The 15,540-nt window shown below is 66.6% G+C and carries 12 protein-coding genes; 4 read left to right on the top strand and 8 right to left on the bottom strand.

Annotated elements, in window-relative coordinates:
• Positions 1–7: 7 nt before the first annotated feature.
• The 4 genes from I2456_RS12100 to I2456_RS12085 all read right to left on the bottom strand — a co-directional run bounded on the left by I2456_RS12100 (position 8) and on the right by I2456_RS12085 (position 7,209).
• Positions 8–1,414 (bottom strand): MFS transporter, encoded by a 1,407-nt coding sequence (locus I2456_RS12100; RefSeq protein WP_068159222.1) that lies wholly within the window; start codon positions 1,412–1,414, stop codon positions 8–10.
• Positions 1,411–2,853: an MFS transporter gene (locus I2456_RS12095; RefSeq protein WP_085073128.1), complete on the bottom strand. Its 1,443-nt coding sequence runs from the start codon at positions 2,851–2,853 to the stop codon at positions 1,411–1,413. The genes I2456_RS12100 and I2456_RS12095 overlap by 4 nt, the downstream gene beginning before the upstream one ends.
• Positions 2,850–5,006 (bottom strand): excinuclease ABC subunit UvrB, encoded by a 2,157-nt coding sequence (gene uvrB / locus I2456_RS12090; protein ID WP_085073129.1) that lies wholly within the window; start codon positions 5,004–5,006, stop codon positions 2,850–2,852. Before uvrB ends, I2456_RS12095 begins: the two co-directional genes overlap by 4 nt.
• Before the next feature lie 118 nt (positions 5,007–5,124).
• Entirely contained in the window at positions 5,125–7,209 is a 2,085-nt protein-coding gene (locus tag I2456_RS12085; protein ID WP_085073130.1) for a serine/threonine-protein kinase, read from the bottom strand.
• Between the two features lie 298 nt (positions 7,210–7,507).
• Between I2456_RS12085 and I2456_RS12080 the strand changes: the two genes are divergently transcribed.
• Positions 7,508–10,117, top strand: coding sequence for an FHA domain-containing protein (locus tag I2456_RS12080; RefSeq protein WP_163703831.1), 2,610 nt, complete (start codon positions 7,508–7,510; stop codon positions 10,115–10,117).
• Between the two features lie 10 nt (positions 10,118–10,127).
• Here the strand turns inward: I2456_RS12080 and I2456_RS12075 are convergent, their stop codons facing one another.
• Positions 10,128–10,874 carry an SDR family oxidoreductase gene (locus I2456_RS12075; RefSeq protein WP_139823047.1) on the bottom strand — a complete coding sequence of 249 codons (747 nt, stop codon included), beginning with the start codon at positions 10,872–10,874 and terminating at the stop codon, positions 10,128–10,130.
• 171 nt (positions 10,875–11,045) lie between these two features.
• Here I2456_RS12075 and I2456_RS12070 point away from each other — a divergent pair, with 171 nt between their 5' ends.
• Positions 11,046–11,489 carry a DUF402 domain-containing protein gene (locus I2456_RS12070; protein WP_163703859.1) on the top strand — a complete coding sequence of 148 codons (444 nt, stop codon included), beginning with the start codon at positions 11,046–11,048 and terminating at the stop codon, positions 11,487–11,489.
• Between the two features lie 55 nt (positions 11,490–11,544).
• Complete coding sequence (locus I2456_RS12065) at positions 11,545–12,162, top strand: dihydrofolate reductase family protein (protein WP_085073149.1); 618 nt, start codon at positions 11,545–11,547, stop codon at positions 12,160–12,162.
• On the opposite strand, the gene I2456_RS12060 is transcribed toward I2456_RS12065, so the two are convergent.
• On the bottom strand, positions 12,141–12,638 hold the full coding sequence (locus I2456_RS12060; RefSeq protein WP_085073134.1) for a hypothetical protein: 498 nt from the start codon (positions 12,636–12,638) through the stop codon (positions 12,141–12,143). The two genes, I2456_RS12065 and I2456_RS12060, sit on opposite strands and share 22 nt — an antisense overlap.
• A gap of 67 nt (positions 12,639–12,705) precedes the next feature.
• Between I2456_RS12060 and I2456_RS12055 the strand changes: the two genes are divergently transcribed.
• On the top strand, positions 12,706–13,359 hold the full coding sequence (locus I2456_RS12055) for a TetR/AcrR family transcriptional regulator (protein WP_163703858.1): 654 nt from the start codon (positions 12,706–12,708) through the stop codon (positions 13,357–13,359).
• Here I2456_RS12055 and I2456_RS12050 read toward each other — a convergent pair.
• Both I2456_RS12050 and coaE read right to left on the bottom strand, forming a co-directional pair.
• Positions 13,346–14,320: a DUF2889 domain-containing protein gene (locus I2456_RS12050; protein ID WP_085073135.1), complete on the bottom strand. Its 975-nt coding sequence runs from the start codon at positions 14,318–14,320 to the stop codon at positions 13,346–13,348. The two genes, I2456_RS12055 and I2456_RS12050, sit on opposite strands and share 14 nt — an antisense overlap.
• A 4-nt stretch (positions 14,321–14,324) precedes the next feature.
• Positions 14,325–15,539, bottom strand: coding sequence for a dephospho-CoA kinase (gene coaE / locus I2456_RS12045; RefSeq protein ID WP_085073136.1), 1,215 nt, complete (start codon positions 15,537–15,539; stop codon positions 14,325–14,327).
• Position 15,540: the final 1 nt, after the last annotated feature.

Genomic DNA, 15,540 nt, shown 5'->3' with positions numbered 1-15,540 from the left:
GATCGACCTACGTACTGTGTCGGTGCGCCGCCTGGTAGGAGGCGATGAACCCGAGGGCGGCCAGCGCGGTGAATACCGCGTATAACCAGCGGGCTCCCACCACCTCCCCTCCCGGGGCGGCATTGACCACAGCTCCCGCCAGCCCGGCGCCGATTGCCGCTGAGCTCAGTTGGACGACATTGATGGCCGCTGCTGCCGCACTGCTTTCCACCGGGTCGTCGCCGGAGCCCATCGCCCGCACGGCAAGGTGGGGCCACCCGATCCCGATGCCTGCCCCCGTAATCAGTAGAGCCAGGGCCCACAGGGCCACGAACCCGAGCGGGGCGTACGCGCGCTGCGTCACCGCGCCCAGCCCCAGGCCCGCCGCCATCACGAGCGGTGCGGCCGCCACTGCATGCTTGATCACTTGCTGATCGGTGATCGAAGCGCTGACAATCTCACCGATCGTCCACCCCGTGGCGAGCGCCGCACCGAGAAAACCGGCCTCGACCGGGCTCAGGTCGGCGAGTTTCTGACCGAACAACGGCACGAAGATGTTGGCCATCGCCGCGGCCATCTGTACGGACATGGTCAAGTAGATCCACTTCAACGGTCCCGGCTTGAAGACATTGCGCGGCAACACCGCAACATGCATGCGCCGATCCATCAGCACGAAGATGGCGATCAAGACGGCACCGGCGGCGAGCAGCCCGAAGGTGCCGGGCAAGTTGTCGGGAAGCGACGCGACGCTGATCACCAGTGCGGCCGCGCCCATCAGCAGCAGTGACCAGATGGGCACCTTCCGGACGGGTGGCGCCGGTTGGTCTCCAGTCGAGTCGACTTCAGCGCGGTCCAGCACGGTCATCACCAACAGCGCCATCACTACAGCGATGACGCCCATTGCGGCGTAGGCCCACCGCCACAGGTCGAGCTGCGCGAAGATCCCGCCGGCCACCGGTCCGATCAGCGTCGACACACCCCACATGGCCGAAACCAGCGCCGAGCCCCGGGTCCACAGCGAACGCGGCAACGCGGAGTTGATCAAGGCATACCCGAGGCCGGCCAGCAGCCCACCCGCCACACCGCGCAACGTGCGTCCGGCGACCAGGATCTCCATGCTGGGCGCCGCCGCATTCACCGCGCTGGCGAGCGCGAACGCGCCCAACCCGACCAGATAGGACGATCGTGCCCCGATGCGCTGCAGCATCGGATGGACGACGGTCGCCGCGACCACCGAACCGACCAGATACAACGTCGTGGCCCAGGCGAACAGCCGACCACCGCCGATGTCGGTGACGATGGTCGGAAGCATGCTGACCGTGAGAAATTCGTTGGTGGAGTAGAGCAGAACGCCACCTGCCAGGACCGTGGCCGTACCCAGATGCTGGCCGAGCAGCTCACGCCAACTACCGGTCTCACTGGCCGTGTAGGTCACCCATACACCGTATGGGGCGTCCGGGCGTGTCGATTGCGCCGGCTCGCCTTCGCCGAAGCGACGAACCCGACCGCGGCAAGCACCGCGAACACCCCGTACATCCAGCGAGCCGCGGCCAGTTCACCGCCCGGTGCGTGGTTGACCACGACGCCGGCCACGCCCGCGCCAATGGCGGCCGAGATCACCTGCACCGTGTTGATCGCCGCGGCGGCGGCCCCGCTCTCAGACGGATCATCGACCGACTCCATTGCCTGCACGGAAAGGTGTGGCCAGGCCATCCCGATACCCGTTCCGGCGATCAACAACGCCAGCGCCCAGACGACCACAACCCCGACCGGCGCGTCGCCGCGTTGAGTGAGCGTCGCCAGGGCCAGCCCTGCGGCCATCACCAGCGGGGCGACCGCGACGACGTATCCAACCAGCCGTGGGTTGTTCAACGACGCGCTCGCGATCTCGCTGACCGTCCAGCCGACGGCCAGGGCCGCACCCAAGAACCCGGCCACGACCGGCGACAAATGCCCCAGCCGTTGACCGAACAGCGGCACGTAGGTGTCGACCAGCACCGCCATCATCTGCACCGCCATGGTCAGGTAAATCCAGCGCAACGGCCCGGAACCAAACACGCTGGGCGGCAGGACCGCTGCGGTGCTGCGCCGGTCCACCACGACCGCCGCCCCGACCAAGAGCAAGCCCGCCGAGAGCAATCCGGCGGTCGCCATGCCGTTGCGCGGCAACTGCGCAACGCTGAGCGCCAACGCCGCGGCGCCCACCAACAGCAGCGACCACACCGGCACTCCCGTGGCGGTGGGCCTGGAAACCGTAGCCGCCGGGCCACCACGCTCCGTGGGGCCGGCGGGCAGGGCGAGCGGCACCAGGATCGCCATCAGCACCGGCAGGACCGCCATGGCGCCGAACGCCCACCGCCACAGCCCGAACTGCGCGAACAGACCACCCGCAGCGGGTCCGATCACGGTTGCCACACCCCACATCGCCGATACCAGCGCTGAGGCGCGGGTCCACAGCCATTTGGGCAGCGCAGAGTTGATCAGCGCGTATCCCAAGCCCGCAAGCAGACCGCCGGCAACCCCTTGCAAGGCGCGGCCGGCGATCAACACCTCCATATTCGGCGCCACAGCGCAGATGACGCTGGCACTGGCGAAGACCAACAGCCCCAGCAGAAATGACCTACGGGCGCCGAAGCGCAGCAGCACCGTATTGACGGTGGTTGCCGCCACGACGGAGCCGACGAGGTAGAGGGTGACCACCCACGCATACAGCCGGGCGCCGCCAATTTCCGCGATTGCGCTAGGCAGCAGACTGACGGTCAGGAACTCGTTGGTCGCATACAGTCCGACACCGCCGGCCAGCACGGTGGCGGTGCCCAGATATCGCCCGAGCAGTTCGCGCCAACTACCGGTCCGGCTCTCTGCCTCCGTCACTTCAGGCCGGCCGCGTCCATCCCGCGCAATTCCTTTTTCAGATCGGCGATTTCGTCGCGGAACCGCGCCGCCAACTCGAATTGCAAGTCGCGCGCGGCGGCCATCATCTGCTCGGTGAGATCTTTGATCAGGTCGGCCAGCTCCGCGCGCGGCATGCTGGTGGTGTCGCGTCCCTCGAACACCCCGGCGCTGACCGCCCGACCGGCTTCACCGGGGGCCCGTCGGCCGCGGGAGGCGTTGCGTCCGGACCCGCCGATCTCGACGTCGGTGTCGTCGGCCTCTCGATACACCTGATCGAGGATGTCGGCGATCTTCTTGCGCAGCGGCTGCGGGTCGATGCCGTGCGCTTCGTTGTAGGCGATCTGCTTGGCGCGGCGGCGCTCGGTCTCGTCGATGGCCTCTTTCATCGAGTCGGTGATCTTGTCGGCGTACATATGCACTTCACCCGAGACGTTGCGGGCGGCACGGCCGATGGTCTGGATCAGGCTGCGGGTGGAGCGCAGGAACCCTTCCTTGTCGGCGTCGAGGATGGCCACCAGCGACACTTCGGGCAGGTCCAGTCCCTCTCGCAGCAGGTTGATGCCGACCAGCACGTCGTAGTCGCCCAACCGCAGCTGCCGCAGTAGCTCCACCCGCCGCAGTGTGTCGACCTCGGAATGCAGGTAGCGCACCCGGATACCCATCTCGAGCAGGTAATCGGTGAGGTCCTCGGCCATTTTCTTGGTCAACGTGGTGACCAGCACCCGCTCGTCGGCGTCGGTGCGTTTGCAAATCTCGCCGATCAAGTCGTCGATCTGGCCCTTGGTCGGCTTGACCACCACCTTCGGATCGACCAGACCGGTCGGGCGAATCACCTGCTCGACGAACTCACCGGCAGACTGGCTCAGCTCGTACGGGCCGGGAGTCGCCGACAGATACACCGTCTGCCCGATCCGGTCGGCGAACTCCTCCCACGTCAGCGGCCGGTTGTCCACCGCCGAGGGCAATCGGAATCCGTATTCGACGAGGTTGCGCTTGCGCGACATGTCGCCCTCGTACATGCCGCCGATCTGCGGCACGGTGACATGCGACTCGTCGATGACGAGCAGGAAATCTTCCGGAAAGTAGTCCAGCAGTGTCGCCGGCGGCGATCCCGGCCCGCGACCGTCGATGTGGCGCGAGTAGTTCTCGATGCCCGAGCAGAACCCGACCTGGCGCATCATCTCGATGTCGTAGTTGGTGCGCATGCGCAGCCGTTGGGCCTCCAGCAGCTTGCCCTGCGACTCCAATTCGGCCAACCGCTCGGCGAGTTCCTGCTCGATGGAGGAGATCGCCTGCGCCATCCGCTCCGGCCCGGCCACGTAGTGAGTGGCGGGAAAGATCCGCAGCGACTCGACCTGGCGAATCACCTCGCCGGTCAGCGGGTGCAGGTAGTACAGGGCCTCGATCTCGTCGCCGAAGAACTCGATCCGGATCGCCAGCTCCTCGTAGGAGGGGATGATCTCCACGGTGTCCCCGCGCACCCGAAACGATCCGCGGGTGAACGACAGGTCGTTGCGGGTGTACTGCACGTCGACCAGCAGCCGCAACAACCCGTCGCGCGGTACCTCCATGCCGACCTGCAGCTCGACCGACCGGTCCAAGTAGGACTGCGGCGTACCCAGGCCGTAGATGCAGGACACCGAGGCCACCACCACCACGTCGCGACGCGACAGCAGTGACGAGGTCGCCGAGTGCCGCAGCCGCTCGACGTCGTCGTTGATCGAGCTGTCCTTTTCGATGTAGGTGTCGGTCTGGGCGATGTATGCCTCGGGTTGGTAGTAGTCGTAGTACGACACGAAGTACTCGACCGCGTTGTACGGCAACATCTCGCGCAGTTCGTTCGCCAGCTGAGCGGCCAGCGTCTTGTTGGGCGCCATGACCAGGGTGGGCCGTTGCAGCCGTTCGATCAGCCAGGCGGTGGTCGCCGACTTCCCGGTGCCGGTAGCGCCCAGCAGCACGACGTCGCGCTCCCCCGCGCGGATGCGTCGTTCCAGCTCGTCGATGGCGGCGGGCTGGTCGCCGGCCGGTGCGTGCGGGCTGACCACCTCGAACGGGCGGCCGGTGCGTACGGCCGCCTCGACCGCGCGGTATTCCGAGTGCGCGACTACTGGGTGTTCGGTGGCGAAGGCCATAGCACCAGGGTAGAACCAGGTACCGACAACCTTTGTTCCGCGCGCGAGCGTGCGCAGAATGCCGCTCCCACCGGCGTGTTACTGAACAGACACGCACGCTCGCGGGCCGGCGGACTGCCTAGTGGTGGCGGTTCCACATCCGGGTGACCGGGTCACATTCGAGCAGGTAGCCGTCGTTGGACGCGGACATGGCGAACACCGGGATGTCGGGCCGGTCGCACGACGAGCCCGCAGCGTGCACGCCGGTGGTGATCGGCGCCTTGTCCCAGGTGTTGCCTTCGCAAACCACCTGCTCGTTGCTGGTCTGGTCGTAGCCCAGCTTGTCCGCGTCGCTGCACACCCCGCCGAGGACCGGCGGTGACGGCTTGCGGGCCGGCGAGGTGGGCGCGCTCAGCGTTTGCGCTGGATCGGCCAACTTGATGCCCGGCGGCACGTCACCGACCCGGGTGGCGACCACGGGCACCCGCAACACCGCGCCCTGGGCACCACATTCGTTGCTCACCACGGTCTCGGTCTCGACGCCGCGCAGCGTGCCGTCGGACTGCGGCGCCAGCGACCACGCGACCGTTTCCTGCTGAGTCGCCCGCACCGGCCCGTTCGGCTGTTTGCAGCCCACCCGCGCCTGCTGCGGAGTGCCCTGCCAGTACCCCGCGATGAAGCGCAGCGCGTTGGTCTGACCACCGTCGGCGGTGCTCACGACTTGGTGATTGGTGTCGTCGAGCTGGACACCGCTGGCCGCGCACCCGTTGGCGGTGCACACCGAGTGGAACGCCCACCAATTGGTGTCGGCGCCGTCGTGCCGGACTGGCACGCCGTTCGTTGTGCGCTTGGACCGGTCGTAGTTCAACCGGTAGGTGCCGTCGAGGACGCGCGCGGGCGGTCCGGCAACGGGTGTGGCCGGGTTCGCCGCGGGATCTCCGGGTCGGGCGGCCAGCGCCGGTTTGGGTTGCGTCGGATCGGTCTGAATGGTGTAGAGGGTCGACCAGGTCGCGGCCACCGCGATCAGCACCGCACAGACCAGCGCGGCGGCCACCCGGGTGCGCGCCGAGAACTTCTGGTGCAGCCCCCCCAGGATGCGGCGTTTGCCAGCCGGCTCCTGGATTTCATGCTCGGTGTCGACCGCGTCCTCGGCCACGCTGGCCAGCTGTTCGCGGACCGCGGCCGAAAACGCCCGACACCGCTCGAACCTGTCCTCGGGGTTCTTCGCCAGCGCCCGGAAGAAGATGTCGTCGAGGTGCGCCAGTTCCGGGCGGTATTCGCTGAGCCGGGGCGGGTCGTCGTGCAGGTGCTGGCTGATCACCGCGATCGGATTGGGATGCTGAAACGGCGGCGCCCCGGTCAGCAGGTGAAAAGCGGTGGCCGCCAACGCGTATTGATCGGCGCGGCCGTCGATATTGCCACCCGCCAGCTGTTCAGGCGCCGCGTAGGCGACGGTGCCCACCGCGACGTTGGTCTGGGTGATGCCGCTGATGTCCCCGAGGTGCCGCGCTACGCCGAAATCCGCCAACAGGATTCGACGATCGTCGTCGTCGACATGGGTGAGCAGGATGTTGGCGGGCTTGACATCGCGGTGCAGCAGTCCGCGGTCGTGGGCGTAGTCGAGCGCACCGGCCACCGCGGTCAGGATCGCGCACACCTCATCGGTCGGCATGCCGTCGGGGTAGCGCTCTTTGACCAGTCGGGAGGCGTCGGTGCCCTCCACGTAATCCATGGAAATCCAGAGCTGACCGTTGAATTCACCGCGATCGTGAACGCCGACGATGTGCGGGTGCCACAGCGTCGCGGCCAAGTCGGCTTCCCGGTTGAACCGCTCCCGGAATTCGCTGTCGGCCGTAATCGCCTCGGCCAGAACCTTGATGACGTCGCGGCGTGGCAACCGGGGATGCAATGCCAGATAGACCTCGGCCATGCCGCCGGCGCCCAGCCGCCGCAGGATCGTGTATCCGGCGATGCACGCGCCCCGATCCATCTCCAGGCGCGGCGTACTGCCTTCCCGCTCAGGCTTCGCGGGGCTGGCCGGGACGGGCGGAACTTCGGCATTGGGCGTCGAGTTCACCGGCGGGACGCGGCGCAGGAAGTGCGCGACGGTGGCCGACGGCAGTGACTGAAAGCCCGCTCGCAGCGCCGCTCGCGCCAGACCTGGGTTGCTCAACAACCGCCGGCCTGAGTTGAGACGCCGGGTACCGCCGGATTGATCGTCCATCTGCCGCTCCCCTCCCTTCACGCTGCCAGCCAGTCGCGGCTATGTGGTTGCGGTGCACTTGAGCGTTCCGCCGGCCTGGTCAACCTGACCGGCGCGGCCCTTCCGTCTGAGTACGCCGAGTTCTCGAGTTGTCTGCTCGGCCCTACAGACATTCCCCAACCTGAAATCATGCCGCAAGATCGCCAGTTGTGGTTCGGCATAGGCTGTGTAGCAGCTATGAGTGGCCGAACCGAAACAAAGCGGCGTCACAGGTGCGTCACACAGAGCACACTCAGAAACTCCACCGATACTAGTTGTCGTGAGTCGACCAGCCCCGCCTGCGCTGACCATCCGACATAACGGGTCCCAAGTCTCCTTTGAGGCCGGTTACGAGGTGGTCATCGGACGTGACCTGCACGCCGACCTGCGTATCCCAGATCCGCGCATCTCTCGCGCCCACTTGATACTTCGCTTCGACCAGGGCCGCTGGCTGGCCATTGACAACGGCTCCCTGAACGGGACCTACGTCAACGGCTACCGCATGCCCGTCGTCGACATCCACGACGGGCAAAGCATCCACGTCGGCAACCCCGCCGGTCCGCGGCTGACCTTCCAGATCGGACCTCAACGCGGACAAGCGAGCCGGCCACCGCACGCGGTCAAGGCCAGATCCATGCACGACAGCGGACCGCCGACGCTGGCTTGGTCGGTGACGCCGCCACCCCCACCGCCACCGGCACCGCCGCAGCGCCCGCACGGTGGTCCCCCGCCCGGTCGGCCCAAACCGCCCCCGCCGCCGCCCCCGCGGCGCCCGCAACGGCCACCCGCACCCGCAGCACGAGTGATGCCGCCGGAAGAAGCGACCTCGGTCAACATCGAGACACCGCCGGCCGAGTTCACCCTGGTCGACGCCAAGTCGGCCGATGTCTCCAATCTGGCGACCAGATTTGTGAAGATCCTCACCCAACGGTCCGCCGGGCCGACCAAGACGACCGGTTCGGCCACCATCGGTCGCGCTGCGGACAACGACATCGTCGTCTCCGACGTGTTGGCCTCCCGCCAGCACGCGACGCTGCAGACGACGCCGTTGGGCACCGAGATCCAGGACCGCAGCATCAACGGGACGTTCGTCAACGGCACCCGGGTGGGCTCGGCCATCTTGAGCGACGGCGACGTGGTCACCATCGGCAACGTCGACTTGGTCTTCAGCAAGGGAACGTTGGTGCCGCGCAGTGAATCTGCGACCCGCACCGGCGGCTTGGAGGTGCGCAACGTCAAGTACGTCGTCGACAACGGCAAACAACTGCTCGACAACATCTCGCTGACTGCACGGCCCGGCACCCTGACCGCCGTCATCGGCGGTTCGGGCGCGGGCAAGAGCACCCTGGCCCGGCTGATTGCCGGGTACGCCCGCCCTACCTCGGGGTCGGTCAGCTTCGAGGGCCACGACATCCACGCGGAGTACGCGTCGCTGCGCAGCAGGATCGGCATCGTCCCCCAAGACGACGTCGTGCACCGGCAGTTGACGGTGAACCAGGCGTTAAGCTACGCGGCCGAGTTGCGACTGCCGCCCGATACCAGCAAGGCCGACCGGGCCAAGGTGGTCGCGCGGGTGCTCGGAGAACTCGACCTGACCAAGCACGCCGACACCCGCGTCGACAAATTGTCCGGCGGGCAGCGTAAACGCGCTTCGGTGGCGCTCGAATTACTCACCGGCCCTTCGTTGTTGATCCTCGACGAGCCGACATCAGGACTCGACCCGGCCCTGGACTATCAGGTCATGATGATGCTGCGCCAGTTGGCCGACGCCGGTCGGGTGGTGATCGTGGTGACGCACATGCTGTCCTACCTCGACACCTGCGATCAGCTGCTGTTGGTGGCGCCGGGCGGCAAGACCGCCTACTGCGGTTCGCCCGACCAGATCGGCGACGCGATGGGCACCACCAACTGGGCGAAGATCTTCACCAAAGTCGGCGCGGACCCCGAAGAGGCCAACCGGCGGTTCGTGGCCCAGACCGAGGCCGAGAAGCGACCGCAGAAACTCGCACCGGCCCGCGACGACGAGGAGCCGGGCGAACTCGGGGAACCCGTGCACACCAGCGTGCGGCGCCAGATATCGACGGTGGCCCGACGGCAGGTTCGCCTGGTGATTGCCGACCGTGCGTACTTCATCTTTCTCGCGGTGTTGCCGTTCATCCTGGGTTCGCTCTCCCTGACAGTGCCGGGCAGCAACGGGTTTCACGCCCCCGGCCCGAACGCCGGGACGCCCGACGAGGCTGCGCAGATCCTGGCGCTGCTGCTACCGGCCGCGGCGTTCATGGGAACGGCGCTGACGATCCGTGACCTGGTCGGCGAACGGGCCATCTTCCAGCGCGAGCAGGCGGTCGGGCTGTCCACGACGGCATATCTGCTGGCGAAAACGGCGGTGTTCTGCGGCTTCGCCATTGTGCAGTCGGCGATTGTCACCGCCATCGTGGTGATCGGTAAGAGCGCGCCGACGCGGGGCGCGGTGCTGCTGGGACACTCGACGACCAGTGCCTCCGTGGAACTGTTTTTCACCGTCGCCGCGACGTGCGTCGCCTCCGCCGTGCTGGGTCTGGCGATTTCCTCGCTGGTGCGCTCCAGCGAGCAGATCATGCCGCTGTTCGTGGTGACGGTCATGGCGCAACTGGTGTTGTGCGGCGGGATGGTGCCGGTGACAGGCCGGCTCGGGCTGGACCAGCTGTCGTTTTCGATGCCAGCGCGGTGGGGCTACGCCGCGGCGGCGTCGACAGTCGATTTGCGCCACCTGGTGCCCGGCACGCTGGTGTCCCAAGACCGGTTCTGGGAGCACACCTCGAAGGGCTGGCTCATCGATATGGGGATGCTGGGCGCACTGTCGTTGTTCTACGCGACGTTCGTCAGGTGGAAGATTCGGTTGCGTCGATAGGCAGGGCTGCCTAGATCTGTTCGGCGCCGCCGTCGACGAAGATTTCGCTGCCAGTCATGAAGCTGCTCTCGTCGGAGGCGAGGAACAGCACCGCCGCAGCGACCTCCTCGGGCCTGCCGAGACGTCCCATGGGGACCGCGGCCGCTTGGCTCTCCCTGAGCTCCTGCTCTCGGTCCGCCGGTGCCAGACCCAAAAGTCCCGGCGTCTCGACCGGTCCCGGGACGATGGTGTTGACGCGGATCTCGCGGCCGACCAGCTCGGCGGCCCACGTCCGCCCGAACGAGCGAATCGCAGCCTTGGTCGCCGCGTAGACGCTGAATGCCGGGGTGCCGTTATAGGCCGCGGTTGAACCGGTCAGCACAATCGATGAGCCTCGATTGAGCAGTGGCAGCATCGCTTGCACGGTGAACAGCGTTCCCCCCACGTTGGTCATGAACGTGGAGGTGAAGTGTTCGACGGAAATCTCGCCCAAAGCCGCGAATTCACCGCCGCCGGCATTGGCGAAGATCACGTCGAGGCCTTGTCCGCGGGACTTGACGGCTTCGGCTACGGCCGCCAAGTCGTCCGGGTTGGCCACGTCAGCGCGGATGCCCGTCGCTCGGTCACCGATCGAAGCCACCGCGGCGTCGATGGTCTGCTGATTACGGCCGGTCAGGACCACGTGGGCGCCTGCGGCGGCTAACCGTTGCGCGGCTGCCAGTCCAATACCCGAGTTTCCCCCGGTGATGAGGGCTGTCTTTCCGCTGAGGTCGCTCACAGTTGCTCGCCCGCCCGAACTGACCTCAACATGGCGCCGCCTTTCTCCGCTGTGGTGGGATGACTGACCGGGACTCTCCCGTCGCGCGGCCGTTAGAGTGAGCCTATCCATCCCCCCAAACGCGAGACATTCGATTTGATCGCCCGCACGAACACCGATCCGAAGGGCATCGTGCGGGCCGTCGACGACTATGTCGTCCAACCGTGGGGGCTCTATTTGGCCCGGCCCACGCCCGGGCGCGCGCAATTCCACTACCTCGAGTCGTGGCTGCTGCCGTCACTTGGCCTGCGCGCCACGGTGTTTCACTTCAACGCTGGGTACGAGCGAGACCAGGACTACTACCTCGATGTCGGTGAATACACTGCCGGCGCCGCAGTGTGGCAATCCGAAGATCACTACCTGGACATCGAGGTGCGCACCGGACGCGACGTCGCGCTGGTCGATGTGGACGAACTCTTCGAGGCCGTCCGCCATGGCTTGCTCAGCGTCGACGTCGCCGAGCGGGCGGTGCGACGGGCCACCGCCGCCGTCGCTGGGCTGGCCGGCAACGGCTATGACCTGAACCGGTGGCTGGCCGGCGACGGCATGCAGCTCACGTGGCGCGGGGGGAGATAGTTTCCGTCGCGATCCTCACCCGATGAGTTATCAAGACTTGCGCGGTCTAACCGTCGTGAACAAAACGAATCTGTCGATGTCGATCTCCGCGGACGGCTACGTCGCGGGCCCGCATCAAAGCCTTGATGAGCCGCTCGGCATCGGCGGCCGTGCTCTGCACCAGTGGCACCTCGGTCCCACCAAGGATCATCCGGTCAACCGGCAGGTGGTGTCGGACATGATGGACGGGATGGGCGCAACCATCATGGGCCGCAACATGTTCGGCCCCATCCGTGGTGAGTGGGGAGACTCGGACTGGCGGGGATGGTGGGGTGACGTCCCGCCCTACCGGTGTCCGGTCTTCGTTCTCACCCACTATGCGCGTGACCCGATAACCATGGGGGGCGGCACCACATTTCATTTCGTCACCGACGGCATCCGATCCGCACATGCTCAGGCGCAGGCCGTCGCCGGCGACCGGCCCATCTCCATTGCCGGCGGCGCCTCCTGCGGGCGGCAAGCTATTGCGGCCGGACTCGTCGACGAGATCGACCTGCAAGTGAACCCGGTGCTTCTCGGTTCTGGTGAACGGCTGCTCGACGGCTTCGCCCCCGGTGAGCCCGAACTCGAACTCGTTCGGGTGCTCGAGGCGCCGGGCGTGGCCCACCTGCGTTACCAGGTGGTCCGGCGTTGATCGACCGAATTGGTCTGCGGCAGTTGCGGTGTCATATGCCGATGCACCAGTTTCCGCCAGCGCCGCTGCCGGTAGCGGTATATCTTGCTCGCAAGCGCGACCACGGCGCCCGTCATCATTCCGGCGTCGATGTCGACGGTGTCGCTGTAGCGGCAGGACTCGTGCCCAAGCGGTTCGACATGCAGAGTGTGATTCCACGCCTTCAGGACGCCGCCGTGTTCCCGGGTGCGGATCGTCCCGCTCGCCTCATCAACCTCCACCACCTCGATCGTGTGCCGATACGCGGGAATGACGTGGAACGCAAAAAGCCATCCGGTGCCCCGCTCACCCAGACGTAGCGCTTCGGTGCGCCCGGCCAACGCGGGAAAGCCGAACAGACCCTTGCAGACGTAGAGGAAGGTCGCCGGGGACAACATTGCCGACCAGACCCGGTCGGAGCTGGTCGGCAGGATGGTTTCCACGTGAACGGTGCGCACGGCTGGCTCCTTCGGACGTTAAGCTCCCTAAATCTTGACGGCCTCAGTGCCGGATGACTACTCGCTTTTGCTCAGGAGACGCGCCATCGCCCCTACGGACCGATTTCGCGAGCGCAAGCAGCCCAAACAGGTGCGGGCCGCCGAAACCAGGCAGCGCATCTTGGCTTCGGCCGCTCAGGTTTTCGCCGAATACGGCTACGCGGCGGGGACCACTAACCGCATCGCCGAGCGGGCCAGGGTGTCGATCGGATCGCTGTATCAGTACTTCCCGAACAAAGATGCCGTGCTGCGGGCGCTGATGGACGCACATGTGGAAGCGGGAGCTCAGTTGCTCGGCGAGCGCCTGTCTATCGGTCTGCCGGAGCGACTCGATGACCTGCTGCGGATGTTCGTGCGCGCCACCATCGACAACCATCGGGACAACCCGCGACTGCACCGCGTGCTGTTCGAAGAGGCGCCGCGGGCACCGCAGTTCCTTGATCGACTGCACCAATTGGAACTGTTCAGTGTGGATATGGCCGCACGGTTACTCCAGCAGCATCCTGATGTGCGGCCCACCAGCCGATTACACGCGCAAGTCGTGGTCGCCACCATCGAGTCGCTGGTGCACCGACTGGTCACGTCAGACGATCCGTCGGACTTCGACGAAGTCGAAGACGAGATCGTCGTGCTACTTTCCGGCTACCTGAGCCGCACAACCTCGCCTCTCATCGAAGATTGAGCAGGGCGTCCAAGTCCGCGATCGCCCGCAACGTGTCATTGAGATGCGTACACGTACTGGTGCCGACGAATTCACCGCGAACTCGGTCGCGTAATTCGGCGAGCGACATGCCCTGGATGCGCGCGGCACTTCCGATGGCGCCGGGGCATTCCTGCCACGGCAGCACCCGCACCTCGGCACGCACCGATTGAACGGTTCGCGTGGCCTCATCGACCGTGCCGGCGACCGTGTACTCGTGCACGATCGTCTCGACGAGGTCGTCGTCCATGTGCGAATCGCGAAAGTGCGCGTCGAAGTCCACCAAACCCGGTGCAGCCGGCCACATATCGAGCCGGCGGAACCTGCGCATCCCGTGCGCCCGAAGCGGTTCCACCTCATGAAGTCCGTGCAGCGTCGGCGCCTGCGGCCCGCGGCCCGTCGGAATCATTTCGTGGCGCCGGGCATACCCGATCAACGATGCCTGCGGCGCGAAACCCGCGCAGATTCCGGTGATCCGATCAGCGACGCCCGCGGGCAGCTTCTGCTCGGTGCCCGAGACGATCGCCGCGTACTGAGTCGCATATCCCGACACCAGCGCCGCACCGACCCAGTCGTCCAGCAGGAGGTGCAGCAGGCTTGCCCGCTGCACCTCCTCGGGGAGCAACTTGCTGACCTTCGATCGAAATCCTGGGCCGACACGGCTGCCCCGCAGTGCGCCCAGACCGCTCACCTTCGGCGCCGAACTGATGTCATCGATGACCTGATCACTCAGGTGTGCGCTGATGCGGATTTCGCCCACCACCTCGACGCCGCCAGCGCCGGCCCCCACCGCGTCACGAGCGCGTAGATCCACCACGGAGCCCCGGTGTTCGTCCGGATGGGTGTCGATGGTGCTGGTGCGTCGCCGCCGCCCCACTACCAGCGGTGGTGTTTCGTCACCGACAGGTCGCCGGGGTCCGAGGATGTCGGTGACGAAAGGCATGGATTCAGGGCGTCCAGCCGGTGGCGTCGGCCCACTCCCACGCCCGCCGGTAGGCCTCGGTGAACCACGGCTCCTTCGCGGTGACGTAACGGACGATGTCGCCGTCGGCGCCATCCGCTGCCGCCCGTTTCACCTGGGCGTAGTTGGCGCGCGCCTCCGGGTTGGCCTTGAGCCAGTCGACGAAGAGGAGGGCGAATTGCTGATTGGGCCGCCCCAATGCGCGGATATGCACGTTAGTCGGCCGGCCGGGATCCGCGGAGGCGTGAAGTCGCTTGTCCCACAACGACGTATTGACGCTGTGATCGTAATGCGTTGTTGTGCTGCGCAGGTCGACCTGGGCGGCATCCTGCATGATGTGCTCGAGGCGCGGGTAGCCGGCGGCCAGCAACGGTTCGACCAGTTCGTCGGCCACATCCAGTGACTCGACGGTGATTTGGATATCGATGACATCCTTGGCGTCGAAGTCAGGAACGGCGGTCGACCCGATGTGGTCGATCCGCACTGCGCGGTGACCGCATGCGGTTTTCAGCCGGTTGACGATGCGGCGCGCCTGGTCGGCCCAAGTGGGATGGGCCGGCACCAACCGTACGGGGGCACGGGCGTACTGGCGCGCGCTGAGGTTGTGCGCGAACGGAAGTATCCGGTTGTCCCAGACGTCACGGGCACGGTCGGCCAACGACTCTGGGCTACCCGAATTGTCCATCCAGATGTCGGCGACGGCGCGGCGCTGATCATCCGTGGCCTGGGCGGCGATCCGGGCCCGCGCGTCCTCTTCGGACATACCACGCTGCTCGACCAGGCGCTTCACCCGCAGTTCCACATCGGCGTGCACGATGACCACCAACGGAAACAGCGGCGCCATCCCCGATTCCACCAGCAGCGGGATGTCCTCGACCACAACCGCATCCTGGGACACCGCGGCGATGATCTCCGCTCGCCGCTTCCCGACCAGCGGGTGGACGATGCCGTTGAGCTTCGCGCGCGCTTCGTCGTCGCGAAACGCCTTGGCAGCCAACGCCGGTCGGTCCAAGGCCCCGTCCGGGCGCAAGATGTCCTCACCGAAGGCGTCGACGAGTGACGCCAATCCCTCGGTGCCTGGCTCGACTACCTCGCGGGCTATCACATCGCCGTCGACGATGATCCCGCCGCGCTGCGAGAACGTGGCGGACAGCGCCGATTTCCCGGCGCCAATGCCACCGGTGAGCCCGATCCGCAGCATC

The organism is Mycobacterium kubicae (assembly GCF_015689175.1).
GTDB classification, from domain to species: domain Bacteria; phylum Actinomycetota; class Actinomycetes; order Mycobacteriales; family Mycobacteriaceae; genus Mycobacterium; species Mycobacterium kubicae.
The sequence above is the reverse complement of the archived record's forward strand: the minus strand, read 5'-3'. Positions and strand labels throughout refer to the sequence as shown.

What these genes read in the sequence shown, in the direction of transcription:
- uvrB (WP_085073129.1), bottom strand. Translation starts at nt 5,006, where the DNA reads ATGGCCTTCGCCACCGAACACCCAGTAGTCGCGCACTCGGAATACCGC.
- I2456_RS12085 (WP_085073130.1), bottom strand. Translation starts at nt 7,209, where the DNA reads ATGGACGATCAATCCGGCGGTACCCGGCGTCTCAACTCAGGCCGGCGG.
- I2456_RS12050 (WP_085073135.1), bottom strand. Translation starts at nt 14,320, where the DNA reads ATGCCTTTCGTCACCGACATCCTCGGACCCCGGCGACCTGTCGGTGAC.
- coaE (WP_085073136.1), bottom strand. Translation starts at nt 15,539, where the DNA reads ATGCTGCGGATCGGGCTCACCGGTGGCATTGGCGCCGGGAAATCGGCG.